General features: G+C 66.7%; 21 protein-coding genes. 5 read left to right on the forward strand and 16 right to left on the reverse strand.

Annotated features, from left to right (window positions below; all coding sequences use genetic code 11):
- From P8R42_22760 to P8R42_22770, 3 genes are read left to right on the forward strand one after another with little or no spacing between them, the layout of a single operon-like run.
- On the forward strand, window positions 1-1,101 hold the full coding sequence (locus P8R42_22760; GenBank protein ID MDG2307419.1) for a response regulator: 1,101 nt from the start codon (window positions 1-3) through the stop codon (window positions 1,099-1,101).
- Between the two features lie 13 nt (window positions 1,102-1,114).
- A complete protein-coding gene (locus P8R42_22765; protein MDG2307420.1) occupies window positions 1,115-1,900 on the forward strand; it encodes a cob(I)yrinic acid a,c-diamide adenosyltransferase in 786 nt (261 codons plus the stop codon).
- Entirely contained in the window at window positions 1,897-2,583 is a 687-nt protein-coding gene (locus P8R42_22770; GenBank protein MDG2307421.1) for an MBL fold metallo-hydrolase, read from the forward strand. The genes P8R42_22765 and P8R42_22770 overlap by 4 nt, the downstream gene beginning before the upstream one ends.
- A 15-nt stretch (window positions 2,584-2,598) precedes the next feature.
- Here the strand turns inward: P8R42_22770 and P8R42_22775 are convergent, their stop codons facing one another.
- From P8R42_22775 to P8R42_22825, 11 genes are all read right to left on the reverse strand, one after another.
- A complete protein-coding gene (locus tag P8R42_22775) occupies window positions 2,599-3,765 on the reverse strand; it encodes an RNA polymerase factor sigma-32 (protein MDG2307422.1) in 1,167 nt (388 codons plus the stop codon).
- Between the two features lie 31 nt (window positions 3,766-3,796).
- Window positions 3,797-3,997, reverse strand: coding sequence for a DNA-directed RNA polymerase subunit omega (gene rpoZ / locus P8R42_22780; protein MDG2307423.1), 201 nt, complete (start codon window positions 3,995-3,997; stop codon window positions 3,797-3,799).
- A gap of 105 nt (window positions 3,998-4,102) precedes the next feature.
- Window positions 4,103-4,546: a hypothetical protein gene (locus tag P8R42_22785; protein ID MDG2307424.1), complete on the reverse strand. Its 444-nt coding sequence runs from the start codon at window positions 4,544-4,546 to the stop codon at window positions 4,103-4,105.
- A 24-nt stretch (window positions 4,547-4,570) separates the two neighbouring features.
- Window positions 4,571-5,308, reverse strand: coding sequence for a TlyA family RNA methyltransferase (locus tag P8R42_22790; GenBank protein ID MDG2307425.1), 738 nt, complete (start codon window positions 5,306-5,308; stop codon window positions 4,571-4,573).
- On the reverse strand, window positions 5,286-6,185 hold the full coding sequence (locus tag P8R42_22795; GenBank protein ID MDG2307426.1) for a polyprenyl synthetase family protein: 900 nt from the start codon (window positions 6,183-6,185) through the stop codon (window positions 5,286-5,288). Before P8R42_22795 ends, P8R42_22790 begins: the two co-directional genes overlap by 23 nt.
- Window positions 6,182-6,433, reverse strand: coding sequence for an exodeoxyribonuclease VII small subunit (xseB, locus tag P8R42_22800; GenBank protein MDG2307427.1), 252 nt, complete (start codon window positions 6,431-6,433; stop codon window positions 6,182-6,184). The genes P8R42_22795 and xseB overlap by 4 nt, the downstream gene beginning before the upstream one ends.
- Before the next feature lies 1 nt (window position 6,434).
- A complete protein-coding gene (xseA, locus tag P8R42_22805) occupies window positions 6,435-7,958 on the reverse strand; it encodes an exodeoxyribonuclease VII large subunit (GenBank protein MDG2307428.1) in 1,524 nt (507 codons plus the stop codon).
- Window positions 7,959-7,983: 25 nt separating this feature from the next.
- Window positions 7,984-9,354: a S41 family peptidase gene (locus tag P8R42_22810; protein MDG2307429.1), complete on the reverse strand. Its 1,371-nt coding sequence runs from the start codon at window positions 9,352-9,354 to the stop codon at window positions 7,984-7,986.
- A gap of 130 nt (window positions 9,355-9,484) precedes the next feature.
- A complete protein-coding gene (locus P8R42_22815; GenBank protein MDG2307430.1) occupies window positions 9,485-11,038 on the reverse strand; it encodes a peptidoglycan DD-metalloendopeptidase family protein in 1,554 nt (517 codons plus the stop codon).
- A 10-nt stretch (window positions 11,039-11,048) separates the two neighbouring features.
- Window positions 11,049-11,732 carry an ATP-binding cassette domain-containing protein gene (locus tag P8R42_22820; protein ID MDG2307431.1) on the reverse strand — a complete coding sequence of 228 codons (684 nt, stop codon included), beginning with the start codon at window positions 11,730-11,732 and terminating at the stop codon, window positions 11,049-11,051.
- Between the two features lie 179 nt (window positions 11,733-11,911).
- Window positions 11,912-13,177 (reverse strand): prolipoprotein diacylglyceryl transferase, encoded by a 1,266-nt coding sequence (locus P8R42_22825; protein ID MDG2307432.1) that lies wholly within the window; start codon window positions 13,175-13,177, stop codon window positions 11,912-11,914.
- 204 nt (window positions 13,178-13,381) lie between these two features.
- Here P8R42_22825 and P8R42_22830 point away from each other — a divergent pair, with 204 nt between their 5' ends.
- Complete coding sequence (locus P8R42_22830) at window positions 13,382-13,852, forward strand: DUF1285 domain-containing protein (protein MDG2307433.1); 471 nt, start codon at window positions 13,382-13,384, stop codon at window positions 13,850-13,852.
- Between the two features lie 4 nt (window positions 13,853-13,856).
- Window positions 13,857-14,306 carry a tRNA (cytidine(34)-2'-O)-methyltransferase gene (locus P8R42_22835; GenBank protein ID MDG2307434.1) on the forward strand — a complete coding sequence of 150 codons (450 nt, stop codon included), beginning with the start codon at window positions 13,857-13,859 and terminating at the stop codon, window positions 14,304-14,306.
- Here the strand turns inward: P8R42_22835 and P8R42_22840 are convergent.
- The 5 genes from P8R42_22840 to P8R42_22860 all read right to left on the reverse strand — a co-directional run bounded on the left by P8R42_22840 (window position 14,288) and on the right by P8R42_22860 (window position 19,401).
- Complete coding sequence (locus P8R42_22840; GenBank protein ID MDG2307435.1) at window positions 14,288-15,559, reverse strand: O-antigen ligase family protein; 1,272 nt, start codon at window positions 15,557-15,559, stop codon at window positions 14,288-14,290. The two genes, P8R42_22835 and P8R42_22840, sit on opposite strands and share 19 nt — an antisense overlap.
- Before the next feature lie 94 nt (window positions 15,560-15,653).
- The gene (locus tag P8R42_22845) at window positions 15,654-16,628 is read right to left on the reverse strand and encodes a glycosyltransferase family A protein (protein MDG2307436.1); all 975 of its coding nucleotides are present in this window, start codon (window positions 16,626-16,628) and stop codon (window positions 15,654-15,656) included.
- Window positions 16,603-16,887, reverse strand: a complete 285-nt coding sequence (locus P8R42_22850; protein MDG2307437.1) for a hypothetical protein — start codon at window positions 16,885-16,887, stop codon at window positions 16,603-16,605. Before P8R42_22850 ends, P8R42_22845 begins: the two co-directional genes overlap by 26 nt.
- Before the next feature lie 61 nt (window positions 16,888-16,948).
- Window positions 16,949-18,379: a hypothetical protein gene (locus P8R42_22855; GenBank protein MDG2307438.1), complete on the reverse strand. Its 1,431-nt coding sequence runs from the start codon at window positions 18,377-18,379 to the stop codon at window positions 16,949-16,951.
- 8 nt (window positions 18,380-18,387) lie between these two features.
- Window positions 18,388-19,401 carry an aminopeptidase gene (locus P8R42_22860; GenBank protein ID MDG2307439.1) on the reverse strand — a complete coding sequence of 338 codons (1,014 nt, stop codon included), beginning with the start codon at window positions 19,399-19,401 and terminating at the stop codon, window positions 18,388-18,390.
- Window positions 19,402-19,417: the final 16 nt, after the last annotated feature.

The raw sequence follows: 19,417 nt of genomic DNA on the forward strand, positions 1-19,417 counted from the left end.
ATGTCCGCTCTACCGCCCATTTACTTCGAGCGCTTGCTCGAAGACTCTCCCGATATCATCGTCGCGGTCGATCGGCACGGACGCATCGCCTTCTTCAATGACGGCGCCCATACCGCGCTCGGCTACAAAGCCGCCGATGTCATGGGTCGCCCGGTGGAATTCATCTACCCCTCGACCGACGAAGCCCGCTCCGTGATGACGGCCATGCGCGACCCAGAGGTCGACTCTGCGGGCAAGGTGCAGAACTTCCAGACGACGTTCGTCACGAGCGAGGGCGAGAAGATCGCCGTCGCGATCTCCGGTGCCTTAATCTACGACTCGGAGGGGAACGCCTCGGGGTCGATCGGCTTCGCGAAGGACCTCCGGGAGATCCACCGACAAGATCAGCTCGCAACGCTCGAAGAGATCGCCATCAGCGTCGCGCACGAGATCAACAACCCACTCAGCGCAATCCTCAACAACTTGACGCTTCTGGGTGGGGAGATCCGCCAACTCGCCGGCGACAGCGATTGCGACGTCGAGCTCGAGCGCATCGACTCGATCGAAAACTCGGTGGGCAAGATCCAGACGATCGTGAACCAACTCGGCGCAATGGCCGGACAGCGGCGGTACGGCACCCGTGAGTACCTGCCGGGCACTCGAATGGCGGATCTCTCGTGGGAAGATCCCGGCACCGCGGAGGGCGCGCAAGCCCCGGCGGCCTCCAACGTCGAACAAGGATCACAGCTCGCCGGATTGCGGATCCTCGTCGTCGATGACGACCTCGCCGTGTGTCACTCCGTAGGCGATCTTCTTCGCGCACAGGAGTGCGACGTGACGACGGCGACGTCCGGCAGCGTCGCCCGCGACATCTTGCTGGAGCGCACGTTCGACCTCGTCTTGAGCGACGTCGTCATGCCCGACGTCGACGGGTACGATCTCTTCATGTTCATCCAGGAACGCTACCCAGAAACGCCGGTCATCCTGATGACCGCCTTCTTTTACGACCGCGATCACGTGATCAAACGATCGAAGCTGGAGGGACTCGAAGGAGTTCTCTTCAAGAAGCCGGTCGAGCCGGCGCGGCTGATCGAGATCGTACGCGAGCGCTGCGGTCGCTGAGGCTGCCCTCATCATGGCCATCCGAATCAATCGCGTTTACACGCGCACGGGCGACAAGGGACAGACCCGTCTCGTCGGCGGCGCGGCCGTTCGCAAGGACTCCACGCGCGTCGAGGCCTACGGAACCGTCGACGAACTGAACAGCGTCCTCGGGCTCGCCCGCACGTTCAACGAGGAGGCGCTGCAGGCACGGCCTGCGCCGAGTCGCCGGGCCCGCAAAGCGGCCCAGGAGCTCGACGAGATTCTAAAGCGACTTCAGAACGAGCTCTTCGACCTCGGAAGCGAGCTCGCCACGCCGCCGGGCGAAACCTACCCCGGCATGATGCTGGTCGGCGACGGCGAGATCCGTGCGCTCGAGGGGGCGATCGACCGCTGCCAGGAAGATCTCGACCCCCTGCCCTCGTTCATCCTACCGGGCGGAGGCCGCGTGTCCGCGTTCCTGCACCAGGCGCGCACCGTCTGCCGCCGCGCGGAGCGAGACGTGCTCCGCCTTACCTCCGAAGAGAACATCGAGAACGGCCCTCTGCGCTACCTGAACCGCCTGTCCGACCTCCTGTTCGTACAGGCGCGCTGGATCGCGCTGCACACCGGGTCGCCCGAATACCTCTGGGAGCGTGGTGTGCGCCTCGGACCTCCGATGCGCGAGGCACCGCAGAAGACGAAGAAGAAGGCTGTCGCCAAGAAGAAAAGCACCGGAAAGAAGGCCGTCGCGAAGAAGAAGAAGAAGAGCCCGGCGAAGAAGACGCCCGCGATGCGCAAGAAGGCTCCCGCCAAGCGAAAGAAGGAATCCCGCCGATGAGCGCCGAATCCCGTCTGTACCTGAAGCAGGTCGAAGTCGGCCCGATGCAGAACTACGCCTACCTCGTCGGCGATAGGGAGAAGCGCGAGGCCGTCCTCATCGACGCCGCTTGGGATGTCGACGGCCTGGTCGACATCGCCGAGAAGGACGACATGAAGATCACGGCGGGACTCGTGACCCATTTCCACCCCGACCACCTCGGTGGCTCGATGATGGGCATGGATATCACCGGCGCGGCCGAACTCATTGCTCGGATCCCCGTGAAGATCCACATGCACAAGTCCGAGGGGTCATACGCCCAGAAGGTCTCCGGTCTCTCGTCGTCCGACATTGTCCTCACCGAGGGCGGGGACGACTTCAACGTCGGGGACATCCAGATCAAGTTCCTGCACACCCCGGGACACACCCCGGGCTCGCAGTGCTTCCTCGTCGACGGCAACCTGGTTTCCGGCGACACGCTCTTTATCGGCTCCTGCGGGCGCGTCGATCTTCCCGGCAGCAGCCCCGAGGATCTCTGGCGAAGCCTCACCGGCACGCTGAAGGTCCTGCCCGAGGCGACGATCCTTTACCCGGGCCACAACTACAGCGACCAGATGACGTCGACGATCGGCGACGAGTCACGGAAGAACCCATACATGCGCTTCGGAAAGCTCCAGGATTTCCTGTCCATGATGGGGTACTAGAGAGCCCCGACCACCCTACGACCGGCGGTCGGAAAGCGGCATCCGCACGTCGACGTCGGCGATGTCGGGGATCTGCTCGACGAGGTAGGCCCGCAGCCGACGCTTGATCCGCTCTTCGATCTGGCGGATCCGCTCGCGGCTCACGCCGTACACCTCCCCCAGCTCCTGCAGGGTCTTCGGCTCGTCCGAGATCATCCGCTGGTCGAAGATGACCCGTTCCTTGTCCTCGAGCGTGTCACCGAACTCGCGGATCCGCTGCTGGATCATCGAGCGCAGCTCGCCTTCGCCGAATTCCTCCTCCGGCTGCGCCGAACCGTCGGGGAGAAAGTCCAACATCGAGGAGTCACCGTCGTCGCCCACAGGCGCGTCGACCGAGACGTCGCGCCCCGACAGGCGCTGTTCCATCTCGATGACCTCCTGCGGCTTCACCGACAGGCGCTCGGCGATCAGTGCGGGATCCGGCGTGTACCCTTCCCGCTCCAGCTTCTCTTTCTCGCGCTGCAGATTGAAGAAGAGCTTTCGCTGCGCCTGCGTAGTTCCGAGCTTCACGACACGCCAATTGTTCATGACGTATCGGATGATGTACGCACGGATCCAGTAGACGGCGTATGACGGGAAGCGAACGCCTCGGTACGGGTCGAACTTCTTCACCGCCTCGAGCAACCCGATGTTCCCTTCTTGAACGAGATCGAGAAGGTTCTTGAACGCCTTCTGATACTTTCGCGCCATCATCACCACCAGGCGCAGGTTCGCGGTCACGAGTTCAGCCGCGGCCTCACGGTCCCCGTGCTCGACCCAACGTACGGCGAGCTCGTGCTCTTCGTCCGGATCCAGCAGCGGGTGGCGGCGAATCTCCGCCAGATAGCGCTGCAGAGCATCGGCGGGAACGAGCGAGCCGTACCGGTCCTCGCTTACGTCGGCGGAGGCAACCTTCGGATCACCGTCAGCGCCGTCGTCGTCTCCTGTGGATTCCGCGGCCTCCGCACCGGAGGCGCGACCGACCCGCTCGGCATCGTCTCCCACCGGGTCAACGATCTCCGCTTCCAGGATGACCGGGTCGGCGGACGGCTCCCTCAGCTCGAGGCCATCCACGGGCTCCGCCTCGACGACTACGGGTTCGTCGTCCGGGCGCGCGGCTTCCTTCTTGGGCCGAGCGGCTCCCTTGCGCGGCGGGCGCTTCATCGGTTTCCGCCGGGGGGTCAAACCGACGGGCCTACGGCTCCTCCGGCGGGTACACGACGCTGACCTTCTCTGCCGCGACTTCGCGCAGCGCCGTCACGACTTCCTTGTTGTCGGACTCGACGAGAGGCCGAGAGCCCTTGAGGAGCTGTTTCGCCCTCCGAGCGCCCAACAACACGAGCTCAAAACGGCTCGGGACCTTCTCCAGGCAATCCTCAACGGTAACGCGGGCCATGAACGACTCCTCTGGCCCGTGAATCGACAGGCGACGAGCCGACGCCCTGGAAGTCCCAGCGTAACGAATGGGCGCCCGGGAGACAAAGCCCCCTCTGGGCGGGCCTCAGTCGAGGGCGTGCGGGTCTGAGCGGGCCACGAGATCGCCCACGATGGTCCGGCTCGCGACAGCCGTGTCCCGGACGGAGGCCAAGAGCTGGGCATCCTCGGGGTGCTCGTCTTCCCACCGGACCGAGAGAGGCTTCAGCTGCCGGATCAGGTCACGGTAGCCGTCCTGGAGCCGCACTAGGCGCTCCCAGCAGTTTCGGCCATCGACCAGTGTGTCCGCATCGGTCTCGTCTGCGTGGCGGCCCAGAGCCGCCAGACGCGCCGCCACGGCAAGAGAGCTGCGCTCCTCGTTCGCGCCGAGCTTCTGGAGCCGCTCGGTGATGAACGTGTACGGGGCACGATCGGCCTGATCCTCGAGCTGCAGGCGAAGGGCACGCAGCTGGATGTGGATCTTCTGAAGCTCGTCGGCGACTCCAGCGGGTTCGGTCCGTAGCCAAGACACGGGGGCGATTTAGCGACGGGCCCCTCACCTTTCAAGGTGAACGAAGACCTCGACGTTTCCTTTCTTGGCTCCGGGAAGACCCGAATCCACCACACCCAGGAGCCGAAAACCAAGCTCGGAGGCCGCCGCGACGACCTGATCCACAGCCATCTGGCGCGCCGCGGGATCCCGCACGACCCCGCCCTTGCCGACCTTGCCCTTGCCGACCTCAAACTGCGGTTTGACGAGCGCCACAACCTCGGCCGGAGGATCGAGCTGTTCCGCGGTTGGCTGCAGGAGCAGACGGAGCGAGATGAACGACGCATCGATCACCGCGAGGGTTGGCGCCGGGTCCAGACTTCGGGGGGCGAGCTTCCTCATGTTCGTCCGCTCGAGAACGAGGACGCGCTCGTCGATCCGGAGCTTCCAAGCGAGTTGGCCGTAGCCGACGTCCACGGCGTGAACCAGACTCGCGTCTCGCTGCAACAAGCAGTCGGTAAAGCCTCCTGTCGACGCGCCAACGTCGACGCAGATGCGACCGGCCGCGTTCACACCCAACGCGTCGAGGGCCCCTTCGAGCTTCACCCCGCCGCGCGACACGAAGGCGTGATCCGGCCCCGCCACCTCGACGGGCGCGTCATCCGCGACGCGCGTGCCCGCCTGGGTCACGACCTTTCCGTCGACGGACACGAGCCCCGCGAGGATCATGCCGCGCGCCCTCTCCCGACTCGGGGCGAGCCCCCGCGCCGCTACGAGAACGTCAAGCCGCTCGGTCGACGACATGGCGAAGCAGGCTCTCGAGCGCGGCGCCCCGGCGGCCGAACCCTTCGATCGCTCGGTACCCCTCTTGCGCAACCCGGCGCGCCTCCCGCCGAGCGCCGTCGAGTCCAAGAACACCCGGATACGTCGCCTTCCCGGCAGCCTTGTCGCCGCCTGCGGGCTTGCCCAGCGTCTTGAAGTCTCCGACCTCATCGAGGACGTCGTCGGTGATCTGAAACACGAGCCCGAAGGCCTCTCCGAACGTCGTCAGGGAGCGAAGGTCCTTCGCCTCGGCTCCCGCGGCCAACGCACCCACGCGGACGCTCGCACGCAGGAGCGCACCGGTCTTCAATCGGTGGATGGTCTGCACGGCCGCGAGACCGACGCGCCGCTTGCCCTCGCTGTCGATATCCTTCACCTGTCCGCCCACCATGCCGGCCGAACCAGCGGCGGCAGCGATCTCCGAGACCACGGCCAGAGCCTGGGGGGCATCAGAGGCCCGCGCCCCGGCCGCCACGGCAAACGCGTCGGTGAGAAGTGCGTCTCCTGCGAGAATTGCGGCGGCCTCTCCGAACTTGGCATGAACCGACGGCCGACCCCGTCGCATGTCGTCGTCGTCCATCGCGGGGAGATCATCGTGTGCCAGCGAATACGCGTGGATCATCTCGATCGCGCAGCCGGGCCGAAGTGCCTTCTTCCTCGCGCGAGCCCCCGAGACGGCTTCGGCCGCCGCGACCGCCAATACCGGTCGCAGCCGCTTCCCCGGCCCCAGCACCGCGTAGCGCATCGCTCGCACGAGCGACGGAGGACGGCCCGCCGAAGGCGCGACACAGCGGCCGAGCTCCACGTCGATTTCGCGCCGGCGCGACGTGAGGTACTTCTCCAGCTGAGGACCGGTCACGAGCCCGCGTCGTCCGCTTCGCGGGTCCGCAGCACGCCGTCGGCGTCCCGGACGAGCACCTCCACACGACGCTCGACCTCTCCGAGCTTCTCATGCAGCGCGCGCAGCAGGTGGATCCCCTTCTCGAAGGCATCGAGCGACTGCTCCAGAGGGAGGTTGCCCTGCTCGAGTCGAGCAACGATGCCCTCGAGGGATTTCATACCCTCCTCGAAGCCCGGCCCTTCCTCTTTCGTGCCCTTCGACGCCATCTCAAGTCTCCTCTTCGTCCGCGGGTCCCGCGGTGGAATCCATAGCATCCGACAAGGCTTCCACCTCCTCGACCCGCGTCCGGGCCGATCCCCTCGCGAAGCGCAGATGGAGCGCATCACCCGACGTGAGGCTCGCCGCGTCTCGCACGATCGCCCCGTCGTCGCGGCGCGGCACGGCAAAGCCACGGCCGAGAACCGCCAGTGGCGAGAGCGCGTTGACCTGCGACGCCCTCGCGCCAAGATCCGCCCGCGCCTTGGACAGCGACGTCAGCATCGCCGTCTCGAGGCGGGGGCCGAGCTGTCCGAGGTTCTCCATGTGAAGATCGGTGCGGGGCAGCCGCGCACGGAGGCCCCCCATCGCCCGTTCGAGCCGAATCCGCCGAGCCGGCGTGAGCGCCACGAGCGCTTGGCGTGCGCGGGCAGCGAAGCCATCCAGCCGCCCCCGCTGGTCCGGCGTCAGACTCACCAGAGCCTGCCGCGACCGTGACGCCAGCGCCTCGAGGCGCAGTCGCCGTTCGGAGACGATCGACCGTGGGTCGGCCAGCGCCGCATCACACAACCGCAAGCGGGCACGCGCAAGCTCGACGCGCTTGGCGACGGCGTTCCGCAGCCGACCATCGTGTTCCTCGAGTCGCGCCTCGATCTCGCGCCGATCCGGCAGGCAGCGTTGGGCCGCTGCCGTCGGCGTGGCCACCCTGAGGTCGGCCGCGTAGTCCGCCAGAGTCGTGTCGACCTCGTGGCCGACCCCGGCGATGACGGGAATCCGCGACCGTGCGATCGCGCGGACGACCGCCTCCTCGTTGAAGCACCAGAGGTCTTCCATCGACCCACCGCCACGGCCGAGAATGATCACGTCCGCCGTTCCGTCGCGATTCAGATCGTCGAGCGCCGCCGCGATGTCTTCGGCCGCTCCCTGCCCTTGCACGCGACACGGCCGCACGAGCATCCGACGCTCGGCGAACCGCTGCTGGAGAATCTCGAGGATGTCCTTCAGCGCGGCGCTCTTGGGAGCCGTCACGATGCCGACGACTCGCGGCAGGGCCGGCAGTGGAAGCTTCCGCGCGTCCTCGAACAAGCCCTCTTTGAGAAGGCGAGCCTTCCGCTCCTCGAGCGCCTTCTGCAGCGCTCCGACGCCGTGGGGCTCGAGATCGTCGACCTGAAGCCGAAGACGGCCCGACGGGCCGTAGTAGTCGACCCGACGTACGAGGGCGAGCACCTGACTCCCGTCCTCCGGTGTGAAGGCGAGCCGCGCGCGCTGGTCGGCCCACATCACCGCCTCGACGGTGTCCTTCGCTTCCTTCAACGAGAAGAACGCGTGGCCGTTGCGGATGACCTTGTAGCCGGACACCTCGCCTTCGAGCCAGAAGCGGTTCGGGAACACCTCTTGAAGGCCGGTCTTCAACTGCTGCACGAACCGGCGGACCGGAATCGAGCGGCGAGCCTTCTCCGGCGCGCTCTCGGGTGACGGCGCGGATGCGGCGGGTTTCGCTCGAGGACCGAAGTCCAGGCCGCGCTGCGTGCTCAACGGAGGCTCCCGCCGCCGCCCGGGTTCACTTCTTGGCCACGAGAGTCTTGAAAACGTGCCAGCTCTTCAACAACTCGAGTGCCCGATCCAGCTGTGGGTCCTGGCCGAGCTCGCCGAGCACCCCGCTGGGGGCCGCCGCGGCCTGCTTTTCGGGCTGCGCGCCCTCCTCGTCATCATCGTCGTCCGAGCCGTTCTCGTTCTCGAGATGCTTCGGGAGATTCGCCTCGCGCAGGAAGTCCTGCGGAAGGGGCCGTCCATCTTGGCGAACCAGGCGGACGTTGTTCTCCATCTCGATGTCCGGGACGATTCCCGTCGCCTGAATCGAGCGACCGCCCGGCGTGTAGTAGCGCGCGGTCGTGAGACGGATCGCGGACGAGTCGTCGAGCGGCAGGATGGTCTGGACCGACCCCTTGCCGAACGTCTGGGTGCCGAGCACCAGAGCACGCTTGTGATCCTGCAGAGCTCCGGCAACGATCTCGGCTGCGCTCGCCGTTCCGCCGTTCACGAGAACCACCATCGGGAAGTCGGTGGAGCTACCCTGCTTGTGCGCGAAGTACTTCTGGTTCTGACTGTCGAGGCGACCGTCGGTGTAGACGATCATGCCCGAGTCGAGGAACTCGTCCGTCACCTTCACCGCCTGCGACAGCAAGCCACCGGGGTCGTTGCGAAGATCGAGGACCAGGCCGAGGATCGCGCCGCCGTTGGCGGCGGCGATCTCACTGAGGGCGTTGTCGACGTTCTGCGCGGTTCGTTCCTGGAACTGGGTAATGCGAACGTAGCCGTACCCGTCGCCGAGGTCGCGCGATTTGACGCTCTGGATCTGGATGTCTTCGCGCGTGATCGTAAAGTCGATGAGATCTGCGGTGCCCTCGCGCTTGACCGAGATCTTCACCTTCGAGCCGGGCGGACCGCGCATCTTCTTGACGGCGTCCATCAGGGCCAGGTCTTTGGTGAACTCGCCCTCGATCTTGATGATCTGGTCGCCGGGCTGGATACCCGCGCGATACGCCGGGGTGTCCTCGATCGGCGAGACGACGGTCAGCACGCCGCTTCGATTGGTGATCTCGATGCCGAGGCCGCCGAAGCTGCCCTTCGTGTCGACCTGGAGCTCCTTGTAGAGCTCGGGCGTGAGGTAGGCGCTGTGCGGATCCAGGGATCCGAGCATGCCGTTCACCGCGCCTTCGAGAAGCTCCTTGGTGCCGACTTCCTCGACGTAGTTCTTCTGAACGATCGTCAGAATGCTGGTGAACGTCTCCAGCCGGTCGTAGGCATCACCGCCGACGGCGGAAACTCCCTGAACCGCCCTGCCACCAGAAAACAGCACTGCCATGATCAGGCCGAACGCCAACATTGTGAGCCACGCCCGACGGCGCGACTTTCGTACGCGTCCGGTCATCCTGCCCGCTTTCCTCGTCGCCGTACTTCGGGTTGCCTCATCTTCACCACTGTACCTGTAAGCGAGGGCATTGCCTACCGGAAGCCACGAAGTCGGCCGCAGGCGACGTCCGGAATTCTTGCGCTGTGCCTTAGCTTTTCGGGGCGCCTGCGACCCAGTCGAGGGGATCCACCGCGCGTCCTCGATGGCGGACCGAAAAGTACAAGAGACCGGTACCCGCTCGGGCGACCGTCTCTCCCGCATCGACTTCCTGGCCGACGCGGACGCGCGACGGGCCGATCTTCGCGTAGACGCTGTAGGTTCGACGTCCGTGGTCGATCACGACGACCGATCCGGAGCCCGGCAGCTGACCGGAGTATGCGACCCGTCCCGGGGCACTCGCCCGGACGGACTCGCCTCGGCGCGTGCGAAGCGCGACGCCGTTTCGAAAGCCTGCGGTTCCGGGTTTCCGACCCGCCTGCCCGTACCGAACGACCACCGTGCCCTGGACCGGAGCCTGACGGGGGCCGATCGCGGGGCCCAACAGCCGCGTAGAACGGAGCACCTCGCGAAGGCGGAGCCGTTCTTCCGCCAACGCCGCGCAGCGCTCTTCTGCCCCACCGAGCGCCACTAGATCCTCCGCTCGTTTCGCCGAGGCGATACGGAGCAGAACCTCGTCGTCGTGCGCCGAGGCGACGACGGCCTGCAGCTCCGTCGTGGCCAGACCCTTGCGCGCGACGTGCAGCGTCCGGCGGCAGACCGCGAGATCTCGCGACAGCGCGCGTAGGAGGACCGCATCCCGCGCGGGTCCTGGCTGCTGCGTTCGCGCCTCCAGATCGGGCGGTCCGAGCGCCGTCGCTCGAGGCGCGGGCACAAAGACGAGCAGGCAGGCAAACCCTGCCAGAACCGTCGCACGAGCCGCCTCCGCGACCACGCGACGGGCGGCGCCGAACGCGAGTCCCAACGTGCCGACGAGAAGCGCGACGACCGCCGCAAGCATCCACCATCCAGGAAAGGCTGCCTCGCCGGGACCGGCGAGGACGAGGAGCGCCGCCGCGGAGAACGACAGCAAAGCCCCCGCCAGGGCAACACCACCAACGACGAGTCCGAGCGGCCCCCATAGCCCTTCCGCCTCGGCACCGAGGAGAACGCGAACGCCAATCTCGTCACGGCATTCTCGTCCCGCGGCCTGCGTCGTCGTGATCGCCGCGGAAACAAACACGACGCAGCCCAGAAGAAGGAGGCCGCCGCCGGCCAGGCCTTCACGCAAGGCGTTGGTGGAAGTGAGCTTGGCGCGGTCCGCTGCGTTCAGATCGATCACGTCAACAACCCCGGCCGCCGCGCCCAGGAGCCCATCCGTCGACCCGGACCGGCCGACAGGGACCAGTACCTCGAACACCGCGAGGTGCTCCGGCCCGGTTTCCGGCGGCCCGGTCTGCGCGAGGATCTCTCCGGCGCGCCGTTCCGCGAGGATCTCAATACCCGACACGAGCGCGAGGTCGCCGCGCGCGGCTTCGGACTCGGCAGCCCGCACGACGACGTAGTATCGGGCTCCCTCCGGAATCCGTTTCGCGAGACTCTCCGCACGGGCGAGCAACATCGCGCCGACGCTCATGGCGCCGGCGGCGAGGAACGCGACCGCGAACAGCAAGCCGAGCGATCCGCGCAAGCGGCGAAGCGGCAACCTGCGTCCGTCGAAGTTCAATGGAGACTCCTCACGAGGCCTCCGACGCGGCGGCGCCGCTGGAGTCCCAGGCGACTCGTCCCTGTTCGAGGAACAGAACGCGGTGCTCGCCGAGACCAAGCAACCCGGGCTCCTGGCTGGCAACAATCACCGTCGCACCCTGCGCGGCCTGTTCCGCGAGCAGCCGACCGACCCGCTGCCGGCCGACCGGATCCAAGCCCGCGGCCGGCTCGTCCGCGATCAGCAGCTTCGAGTCGTCTCGCGCGAGGGCCCGCGCCAGGCAGACCAGCCGGCGCTCCCCCGCCGAGAGGGAGCCTGCGGAGCGATCGGCCAAACCGGCGATGCCCACCCGCGCCAACGCCTCGCCGGCGCGCTCGTGCACCTCACCAAGGAACGCTTCCTGGAGCTCGAGCGCCAGAGCCACGTTCTGGATCACACTGCGATCCTCGATCAACAGCGAGTGCTGAGGAACGATCGCCAACCGTCGCCGGTGGGCGGCGAGCACATCGCTCGCAGTGGGAGCGAGCGGAAGCCCGTCGACCGTGATCCATCCCCGCGTCGGCGCTTCCAAACCGCACATTAAACGCAAAAGAACGGATTTGCCGGCGCCCGCCGGGCCCGCGATCACCGCAGGTTCCCCGCCGAGCGAGAGCGTGACGTCAGCGAGAACTTCCCTCGCTCCGTACGCACGCGCCACGTGAAAGAAACGAACCATCGGTAGCCAGGTGCGGGCTCATACCGCCCGACCGCATACCAGAGCAACCTCCGTGGCCTCATCAATCCCACAAGCCCGATCCCGACAGCGCGTCGTACGAGTCGACCGGCCGCGCCGGGCTAGGTCAAGCGAGGGTTCGGGCACCCGACCGGCGCCGGGACCGATCTTGGGTCGGGTTTCTAATTCCCGTCGGGCCCGCGCACCCACCGACCTTCGTCGATCAGGGTGCGGAGGTCCTTCTCGATCTGGGGATCGGTCCAATCCCTCGGCCCGATGTACCGGGCAACCTGCTTGCCCTTGCGGTCGATGATGAACGTCTCGGGATAGCCCGTGATGCCGTACGCGCGACCGACCGAGCCCGTGGGATCGATCAGCACGGGGAACTCGATCTTCATCTCGTCCACGAACGCCTGGACCTTGCTGGCATCGTCATCCTCGCTCACCGCGATCATGACGAAGCCCTGCCCGTCCAGTCGCTTCGCGAGACGCTGCATGGCCGGCATTTCCTCGCGACAGGGTGGGCACCACGTGGTCCAGAGATTGAGGAACACGACCTTGCCTCGATGCTGCGTGAGCCGCATCGCCTGGCCCTTCAAGTCTTGGGCGACGAACTCGGGCGCGGTCTTCGGACCGCTACAACCCAAGACCGAAACGGTCAGCAACACGGCGACGGCGGGCGCCAGCGCCGCCGGCCGCCTCACCCACAACAGACCGATCGCTCCCGTCGCGATGGTCCCAAGCCCGATCCATTGCGCCTCGGTCAGATCGAGCCAGAGACGCGGCTCGATCCGGATGAACTCGACGAGGAAGCGCGCCACTCCGGTCAGCAGCAAATACGCGAAAAAGGGTGTGCCGTCCGCCTGTCGACTCGTGTCGCGCGATAGATGAAGGAGCCACAGGAAGATCCCGGAGTACATGAGACTCTCGTACACCGGCGCCGGCTGCACCAAGACACCCGGAGCGTAGTCCCATCCGAAGATCGCGCGCGTGTACGCCATGGCCCACGGCAGGTCCGAAACGTGGCCCCAGTCGCCGTCGCCGGAGAGCTGGCAGCCGACACGGCCGATGGCCTGGCCCAGCACCAGTCCGACCATCACGGAGTCCGCGACCGCGAGCCACGGAAGGCGCCGCAGAAGCACGTAGGCCGTGACGGAAAAGGCCCCGCCGATGAGCCCCCCGTACCAGACGAACCCCGCGCCGCTGAAGATGAAATCCAGGGGCGAGTCGAGGAACTGGCTCCAGTCGTTCGCCAGCGACAGGATGCGCGAGCCTATGATCCCGCCGATCGCCGCCCACCAAACGATGGACGATGCGTGCCGACGGTCCAGGCCACGGGCCTCGAGTTGGTTTCCGACCACGGCACCGCCCGCAAGAAAACCGAGGGCCAGCATCGCGCCGAAGCTGTAGAGCGCGACTGGCCCGAGTTGAAGCAGAACGGGAACCATCAGTTCGAACCCGAGCCTATCGGAACAGACGCCAACTCGAAAGAGCAGTCCCCCCGCAACCCCGCCGGCCCGCCCTCGAGACCCGAGTTGACGTCTGCGATCGGGGCGCGGGGCCCACTCCCGCGCCCGGCCGAGATCAGCAGAAGCTCCCGACCCGAGAGCCCTGCCTTGCGACACACCGGCGCCGGTGGGATACCGATCCCAATGGCACAAGCGGGATTCTGGGCGATCGAGTCGAACACCATTCGCTTCGGTCGCGACGGCAACTGGTACTCGGACGATGAGCCCATCGTAAACCCCCGGATCGCCCGGCTGTTCTCCCAACACGTGACCCGGGGCGACGACGGAGAATGGTGGCTCGTGATCGGCGACGAGCGCGCTCGCATCGTCGTGGACGACACGCCTTTCGTCATCCACCGGGTCGACGGATCCCCGACGGACGGCTTCTCGATCGAACTGAACGACGGAACGACCGAAGCCCTGCCTGCCGGCTCGCTCGAGGTCTCCGCGCAAGACGTCCTTTACTGCTCCGTGAAGGACGGCGCCTTTCGTGCCCGGTTCCTGCGCGCCGCACAGGCCGAATTGCTGAGTCACACGAAGGAAATCGACGGCGCCTTCGTACTCCCGCTTCCCGATGGGCAATCCGCCCGGCTCGCGGCCATCACCCTGGACTGAACCGATGCTCGTCGCCCTCGTCGAACCCGAGATCCCGCAGAACACGGGGTCCGTCGCACGCCTGTGCGCAGCCACGGGGACTCCTCTCCACCTGGTCGGCAAGCTCGGGTTCTCCCTCGAAGACCGCTACCTGAAGCGCGCGGGGCTCGACTACTGGCCGTTCGTCGATCTCCACGTCCACGATGCCTGGTCCGCCTTCTCCACCGAGACGGCGAACGTGCGACGTTTTGCCTTCAGCTCTCACGGGGAGTCGTCGTACACCCGGATCGCGTTTCAGGAAGACGACGTCCTCGTCTTCGGCGGTGAGAGCCGCGGATTGCCCGACGACGTGCGCCGTGAACTCGAGCCCCTCCACTGCATTCCGATGCCGGGCGAAGGGGTCCGTAGCCTGAACCTCGCCAACGCCGTTTCGATCGTCTTGTACGAGGGCCTGCGTCAGCTCGGGCGCGTCTGAGCCCAGTTCGCCCAGCCCTCCATCAAGCCCCACGCGATCGCCAGCGGGAACAACAGCCGCTCGTGGTACAGCGGCATGTCGCCGACGCCGAGGAGGAAGAACACGATGACCGTCGCGGCGAACCCACTTCCGACTCGACGAATCTGAGGATCGGATTGAGAGTACTGCACGGCGCGCCACGCGGTCGCGGCGAGCCGAGCGAAGAACCAGGCGCCGCAGACGCCGCCAACGAGTCCCGCACCGACCAGCACGTCCACGTACATGTTGTGCGAGTGGTAGAGCCAGAGTCGAGTTCCGAACATCTCCTCGTAGCGATCCGGGAAGAATGCCTCGAGGTTCTCCACGCCGTAGCCGACGCCGAACAACCAGTGCTCGGCGAAGAGCGTGAGCGAGGCGTGGATGATCCGCAGCCGCTGCCAATCGGCCTCGAATCGGCCGAGCGAGAGATAGCCGATGGTGCCGAAGACGATCGCCGCCGCCCCTAAGCCCAGCACGGCGACGCGCATGGGGTGTCGCCGCAGCCAACTCGCCAGCAGGACGGTCGCACTGCCGACGAACAAGCCGGCCAGCGAGAGGCGCGAGAACGTGAGCGCCGCACCCAGGACGACACACAGCAGGTAGAGCGGAGCCATCCGGCGCGCGCTCTTGTCGTCGAGGGTGCCGATGAAGATGGGCGCCAGAAGCGCGAAGAACCCACCCAGCGTATTCGGATGGGCGGTCACCATCGTGTTCCGGAGTGACTCGCGGAACTGCAAGATTTCCGGATTGCGGTAGATCTCGGCGCAGACGGTGAAGACCACCAGCGCCCCCAACCAGTGATAAAGCCAGCGTCGGCCGTCTGCCGAGTCCGCGATCGACCGAGCGCCGTAGAACAACCCGATGCTGAATCCGAACACGCGAACGTCCGCCCAGCGTCCCCCCTCGAGCGCCACCGACAACCAGATCGCCGCGAAGAAGAGCAGCATCGGGACCGTCAACGTCGAACGCGGCCGCGGCATCCCGCGCGCGCCCACCCAAACGCCGAGCACCATCAGGATCGCGATGTTCCGCGCGAAGCTCCGATACCCGAACGAGATGTCGAACGGCAGTTCGAACCGATTGAGGACGACCAGGGGCAGTTGCACACAGAGGAGCGCGAGCACGAGCGGCCGCCAGTACTCGAGGGCGATCCGCCGCGCCGATACCGCGATCGATCCGGCGCCCGGGCCGGGACCGGGGCGAAGGGGCGAGGTCTCTTCTGAAGGAACGTCCATCGGCGCGAGATCGCTGTGCCTGTTCGAGGCTCCACGGACGGGACGAACCCCACCGAAATAGCAACAGTCTCCCTTTAGCGTAGCAGCCGAGGGCTTAAAGGCCCGAGAAGTGGCGCGCCATCGCGCCGAGCATGCCGAGGCGATCTCCGACCGAGCCGGAGGCCCGGGCCGCGATCCGCCCGTAGTGCCGCAACTGGCGCAGGTCCGGCCGATCGATGCGGGCGAACTCCTCCGGGGCCCGCGCCGCCAGGTCCTCGAGATGCAGCCGCCGGATCAGATCCGCCAGCAACCGGTCCAGCGCCGCCTCTCGCTCCGCCTCGTACGCGCCGTCGAACTCCCGGCCGTACCAATGGTTCTCCCCGTGAATGCGGTAGCCGACGAGCGGAGCGGCCGAGTACGACTTTCGCGCCCCAGCGAGAGCCGAACCGAAGAGAAGGCAGTCGTCCGCCCGGGTCCGCCAATCCTCGGGCCTCGGAAGCGGTAGAAACCGCTCGAGAACAGCGCGCCGCATCGACAGCGTGGACGTTGGAGAGACCCACAGCTTCGCCAAGCTCCGCGTCAAGGCCAGAACGGCCGAGTAGCCGAGGTCGCGACCTTCCGGGAAGCGCTGCACCGCGCCCTCCTCCCGGCCGAACGTTCGGTAGGCCGAGACCACGAAATGACACGACAGCTGCCGGCGGTAGAGGTCCTCGATCGTCTCGAGGTAGGTCGGCTCGTAGACGTCGTCGGCGTCGAGGAAGAAGATCAAATCCCCGTTAGAGGCCTCGAGCCCGCTGTGAAAGCACGACAGCTGCCCCCCGTTTTCCTGCTCGACCACCCGCACACGGCTGTCGCCAGCGAACTCCGAGCGGAGTCTCTCCCGCGAGTCGTCGGTCGAACCGTCGTCGACGACGATGATCTCAGCGAACGACCGGGTCTGTTCCAGAGCGCTGCGGACCGCCGCCACGACGTACGGCGCGTAGTTGAAGTTGTTGATGAGACAACTCGCGCGGTGTTCGAGTCCGGAGTCGACCGGCTCCATCCAGAGCGCGGTCGCCGCGGGCTCAGCCCCGGGAGCCGCAGCCGCCACTCGCGCAGCCTGTCCCACAGCCGCCGGCGAGCGGATCCCAGGTCTCATACCCCACCTCGGAGAGTTCCTGTTCATCGACCCAGTCGACGCGCCGAAGCGGACCATCGCAATGCACGCAGGCAAAGCGCTCCGGGCTTTCCGGCAGGACATAGCCGAGCACTTCGCGCTCGCACGCCGGGCATGGCCCCACGGGCAGGCTCGCCGCGTCGGAGAGCCGGCTCACGGCCCGCCGCCCGGTGTGTGCTTCGGTTTCGGACATCGCAGTTGCCTTCATAGCGCGACCGGCACGCGGAGCGAAAGGGGCCCTGCCCGCTTCGCGCTCAGTGGACGCACGACTGTGGACCGGGGAGCAGGACCTTCTGGAACAGGAGCGTGCGGGGCAGCGCCTCCAGGAAGGCACGGCCCTCGGGGTTTCGGCTGAGGCGGGTGAGCCCGTGCTCGCGGCCCTGGTACCGGATCCACACGTCGACGTCCTGGCCGTGGACCAGGTGGTAGTAGACCCGGCGGCGGAACTCGTACGGCGGGAAGCTCGCGAGGAGCAACTCTCGGTCCGGATCCGTCGGCTGCCCGCCCTCGCGGTGGATCTCCAGCGCCGTCACCTCGATGAACGGATCCTCATCGACAAGACGAAGCCACTGCGGGACGACATAGCTGTTCCACCGAACGCCGTCCGCACGGAGGTTGCTCAGCATCGAAAAACTGAAATGGTACTTGTAGCCGAAATACGGTGTGAGCCCGTCGACGACTCCGATTACCGCGACCGCGACGAGAAGGATCCGAACCCCCCGCGAACGCGGACCGTCCAAACCCACCGCGGACCGGAAACCGCCCAACCGCCGACCACGCAAATCGCGCACGAGCTCACTTGCAACGCAGACCGCCAGAAACGCGACCACGACCGCGTAGAACGCGAACTGCCCCCAGGGATACTCCGGCGGGCCGGCGTACGTCCGGGCCATGTACGCAACCAGAGCCACCGACGAGGCGGCGAACGCAATGGGCCACCGACGAGGCACCCGATAAAACGACTCCGCCGTCGTTCCCCGAACGAACGAAAACGCGGCGGCGATGCTCACCGCCGTGAAACCGGTCGGCCCGACCACTGCGAGGCCGAATAGAAAACCGAGAGTGAGCAGAAGTCCGAGGGGCCAGTAGACCACAGCGAGGAGCGCCGTGCCGCCCTCCAACGCGACCACCACCGGCGGGTCGAGAAACCCGGCCAACTCGGCGACCGGCGTGTCCCACCACTGCGGGAGCATCTGGTTCAGAACCGCCGCGCACGACAAGGCCGGATCGAAGAAGTCCTGGTTCATCTTGTGCAACGCCGCGAAACCCATCTCCACGACGAACGCGATCCGGTAGAGAGCGAGAAGCCCCCGCGTCAACTCCGCGGGGTCCGGCTTCCCGCGCGACGCGACCGCCCACAGAACGATCGACCCGACTGGCAAGGCCATGAAGAGCGGCAGCTCCGCGCCAGGGAAGTTCAGAAGCTGGCTCGTTCCCGAGGCCGTGATCCACAGGAGACTCGACGTGACGAGGCCCGTAGCGAGAAGGAGCACCGGCCGCGCGCCGAACAGAACGAGCAGGAGCGAGCACGCCGTCAGTCCGTGAATGACCCACGGTGCGTACGTGAACCACTCCGACCAGGACATCGGGCCCCCGAGGACCCACAGCTGCTGCAATCCCGCCCACCCATAGAGGCGCCATACGAGCGTGACCCGCCAATCGGGAATGGGCCGAAGGAACGACATGAGCGACTTCAGGAGTCGACGTCGGCCGGCGGGGCGCAGGTCCCCAGGGCGGCGAACGGGTCGCCCTCTGCAACCTCGCTCTCCGTCCGGATACGCGCGAGCGCGCCGGCGACGTCGCCATCCTCCTCGTCGAGAACGCACTGAAAGCGTTCGAGGTGCGACAGGTACGCGTAGCTCGCGAGGAGGACGGCGTTGTTGATCTCCTTCGAGGATCCGAACTCCGCAAAGATCTCGCTGCGCGCGGCGAGAACCTCTTGCTCCGTACGTTCGCCCGCCGCACCCTCACGGTAGAGCGCGCGCAGCCGCTCGATCGAGTCGCCCCATCGCTCGGACCGCGCGATCTGTTTTCGCCACGCGTCGCGCGCCTCCGTCGCCCGCTCGGACTCGTTGCCGTCGAGGGCCGTGAAGAACGACGCCGCACCCGTGCTCCCGACGAACGTCGCGAACGATTCGTTGAACGTCGTCTGCCCGGGCAAATAGGTCGTGCGATGCAGGAGCTCGTGGATCACGAGCCGGACGAGCGCAACCGGCTCCGATTCGAGCCACGTCGACAAAACCGGATCGTCGAACCAACCCAGCGTGCTGAACGCCGCCGACTGTCGAACGTACGTGTCGTAACCCTGCTCCCGCAGTTCGACGGCCTCTGCATCAGCATCCTCGCGGTGGAAGAAGCCCTTGTACGCCACGTCCCCCACGATCGGGAACCACCAGGTGTAAGACCGGAGTCGCATGCGCTCCGAGGCCGAGACCACCCACAACAGGGCGCCCGGCGGCACCTCCGCAAGCGAACCGTACGCGCCTCCGACGTCCATCCCGAGGCTCTCCTCGGCAAAAACACGCGCGTCGGAGACCAACTCCAGCTGCGCCCGCTCCTCCGGAGTGATCGCGTCGGCGGCGAGAAGGTCCTCGATGGGCTCGCGGCTCCACAAGATTCGTGTTTCCTCGTAGGCCGCCCGCAACACGTAGGACGGTGAGCACCCACCGCAGCCGACGGCCGAGACCAGGAGCGCCCCGAGCACCACGGCGAGCGGGGTCCTT

This window comes from Candidatus Binatia bacterium, from assembly GCA_029243485.1.
In the GTDB taxonomy this organism is placed as follows: Bacteria; Desulfobacterota; Binatia; order UBA12015; family UBA12015; genus VGTG01.

What these genes read in the sequence shown, in the direction of transcription:
- P8R42_22850 (MDG2307437.1), bottom strand. Translation starts at nt 16,887, where the DNA reads ATGTCCGAAACCGAAGCACACACCGGGCGGCGGGCCGTGAGCCGGCTC.
- P8R42_22810 (MDG2307429.1), bottom strand. Translation starts at nt 9,354, where the DNA reads ATGACCGGACGCGTACGAAAGTCGCGCCGTCGGGCGTGGCTCACAATG.
- P8R42_22820 (MDG2307431.1), bottom strand. Translation starts at nt 11,732, where the DNA reads ATGGTTCGTTTCTTTCACGTGGCGCGTGCGTACGGAGCGAGGGAAGTT.
- rpoZ (MDG2307423.1), bottom strand. Translation starts at nt 3,997, where the DNA reads ATGGCCCGCGTTACCGTTGAGGATTGCCTGGAGAAGGTCCCGAGCCGT.
- P8R42_22770 (MDG2307421.1), top strand. Translation starts at nt 1,897, where the DNA reads ATGAGCGCCGAATCCCGTCTGTACCTGAAGCAGGTCGAAGTCGGCCCG.
- P8R42_22775 (MDG2307422.1), bottom strand. Translation starts at nt 3,765, where the DNA reads ATGAAGCGCCCGCCGCGCAAGGGAGCCGCTCGGCCCAAGAAGGAAGCC.
- P8R42_22825 (MDG2307432.1), bottom strand. Translation starts at nt 13,177, where the DNA reads ATGGTTCCCGTTCTGCTTCAACTCGGGCCAGTCGCGCTCTACAGCTTC.
- xseB (MDG2307427.1), bottom strand. Translation starts at nt 6,433, where the DNA reads ATGGCGTCGAAGGGCACGAAAGAGGAAGGGCCGGGCTTCGAGGAGGGT.
- P8R42_22765 (MDG2307420.1), top strand. Translation starts at nt 1,115, where the DNA reads ATGGCCATCCGAATCAATCGCGTTTACACGCGCACGGGCGACAAGGGA.
- P8R42_22840 (MDG2307435.1), bottom strand. Translation starts at nt 15,559, where the DNA reads ATGGACGTTCCTTCAGAAGAGACCTCGCCCCTTCGCCCCGGTCCCGGC.
- P8R42_22790 (MDG2307425.1), bottom strand. Translation starts at nt 5,308, where the DNA reads ATGTCGTCGACCGAGCGGCTTGACGTTCTCGTAGCGGCGCGGGGGCTC.
- P8R42_22830 (MDG2307433.1), top strand. Translation starts at nt 13,382, where the DNA reads ATGGCACAAGCGGGATTCTGGGCGATCGAGTCGAACACCATTCGCTTC.
- P8R42_22835 (MDG2307434.1), top strand. Translation starts at nt 13,857, where the DNA reads ATGCTCGTCGCCCTCGTCGAACCCGAGATCCCGCAGAACACGGGGTCC.
- P8R42_22760 (MDG2307419.1), top strand. Translation starts at nt 1, where the DNA reads ATGTCCGCTCTACCGCCCATTTACTTCGAGCGCTTGCTCGAAGACTCT.
- P8R42_22855 (MDG2307438.1), bottom strand. Translation starts at nt 18,379, where the DNA reads ATGTCGTTCCTTCGGCCCATTCCCGATTGGCGGGTCACGCTCGTATGG.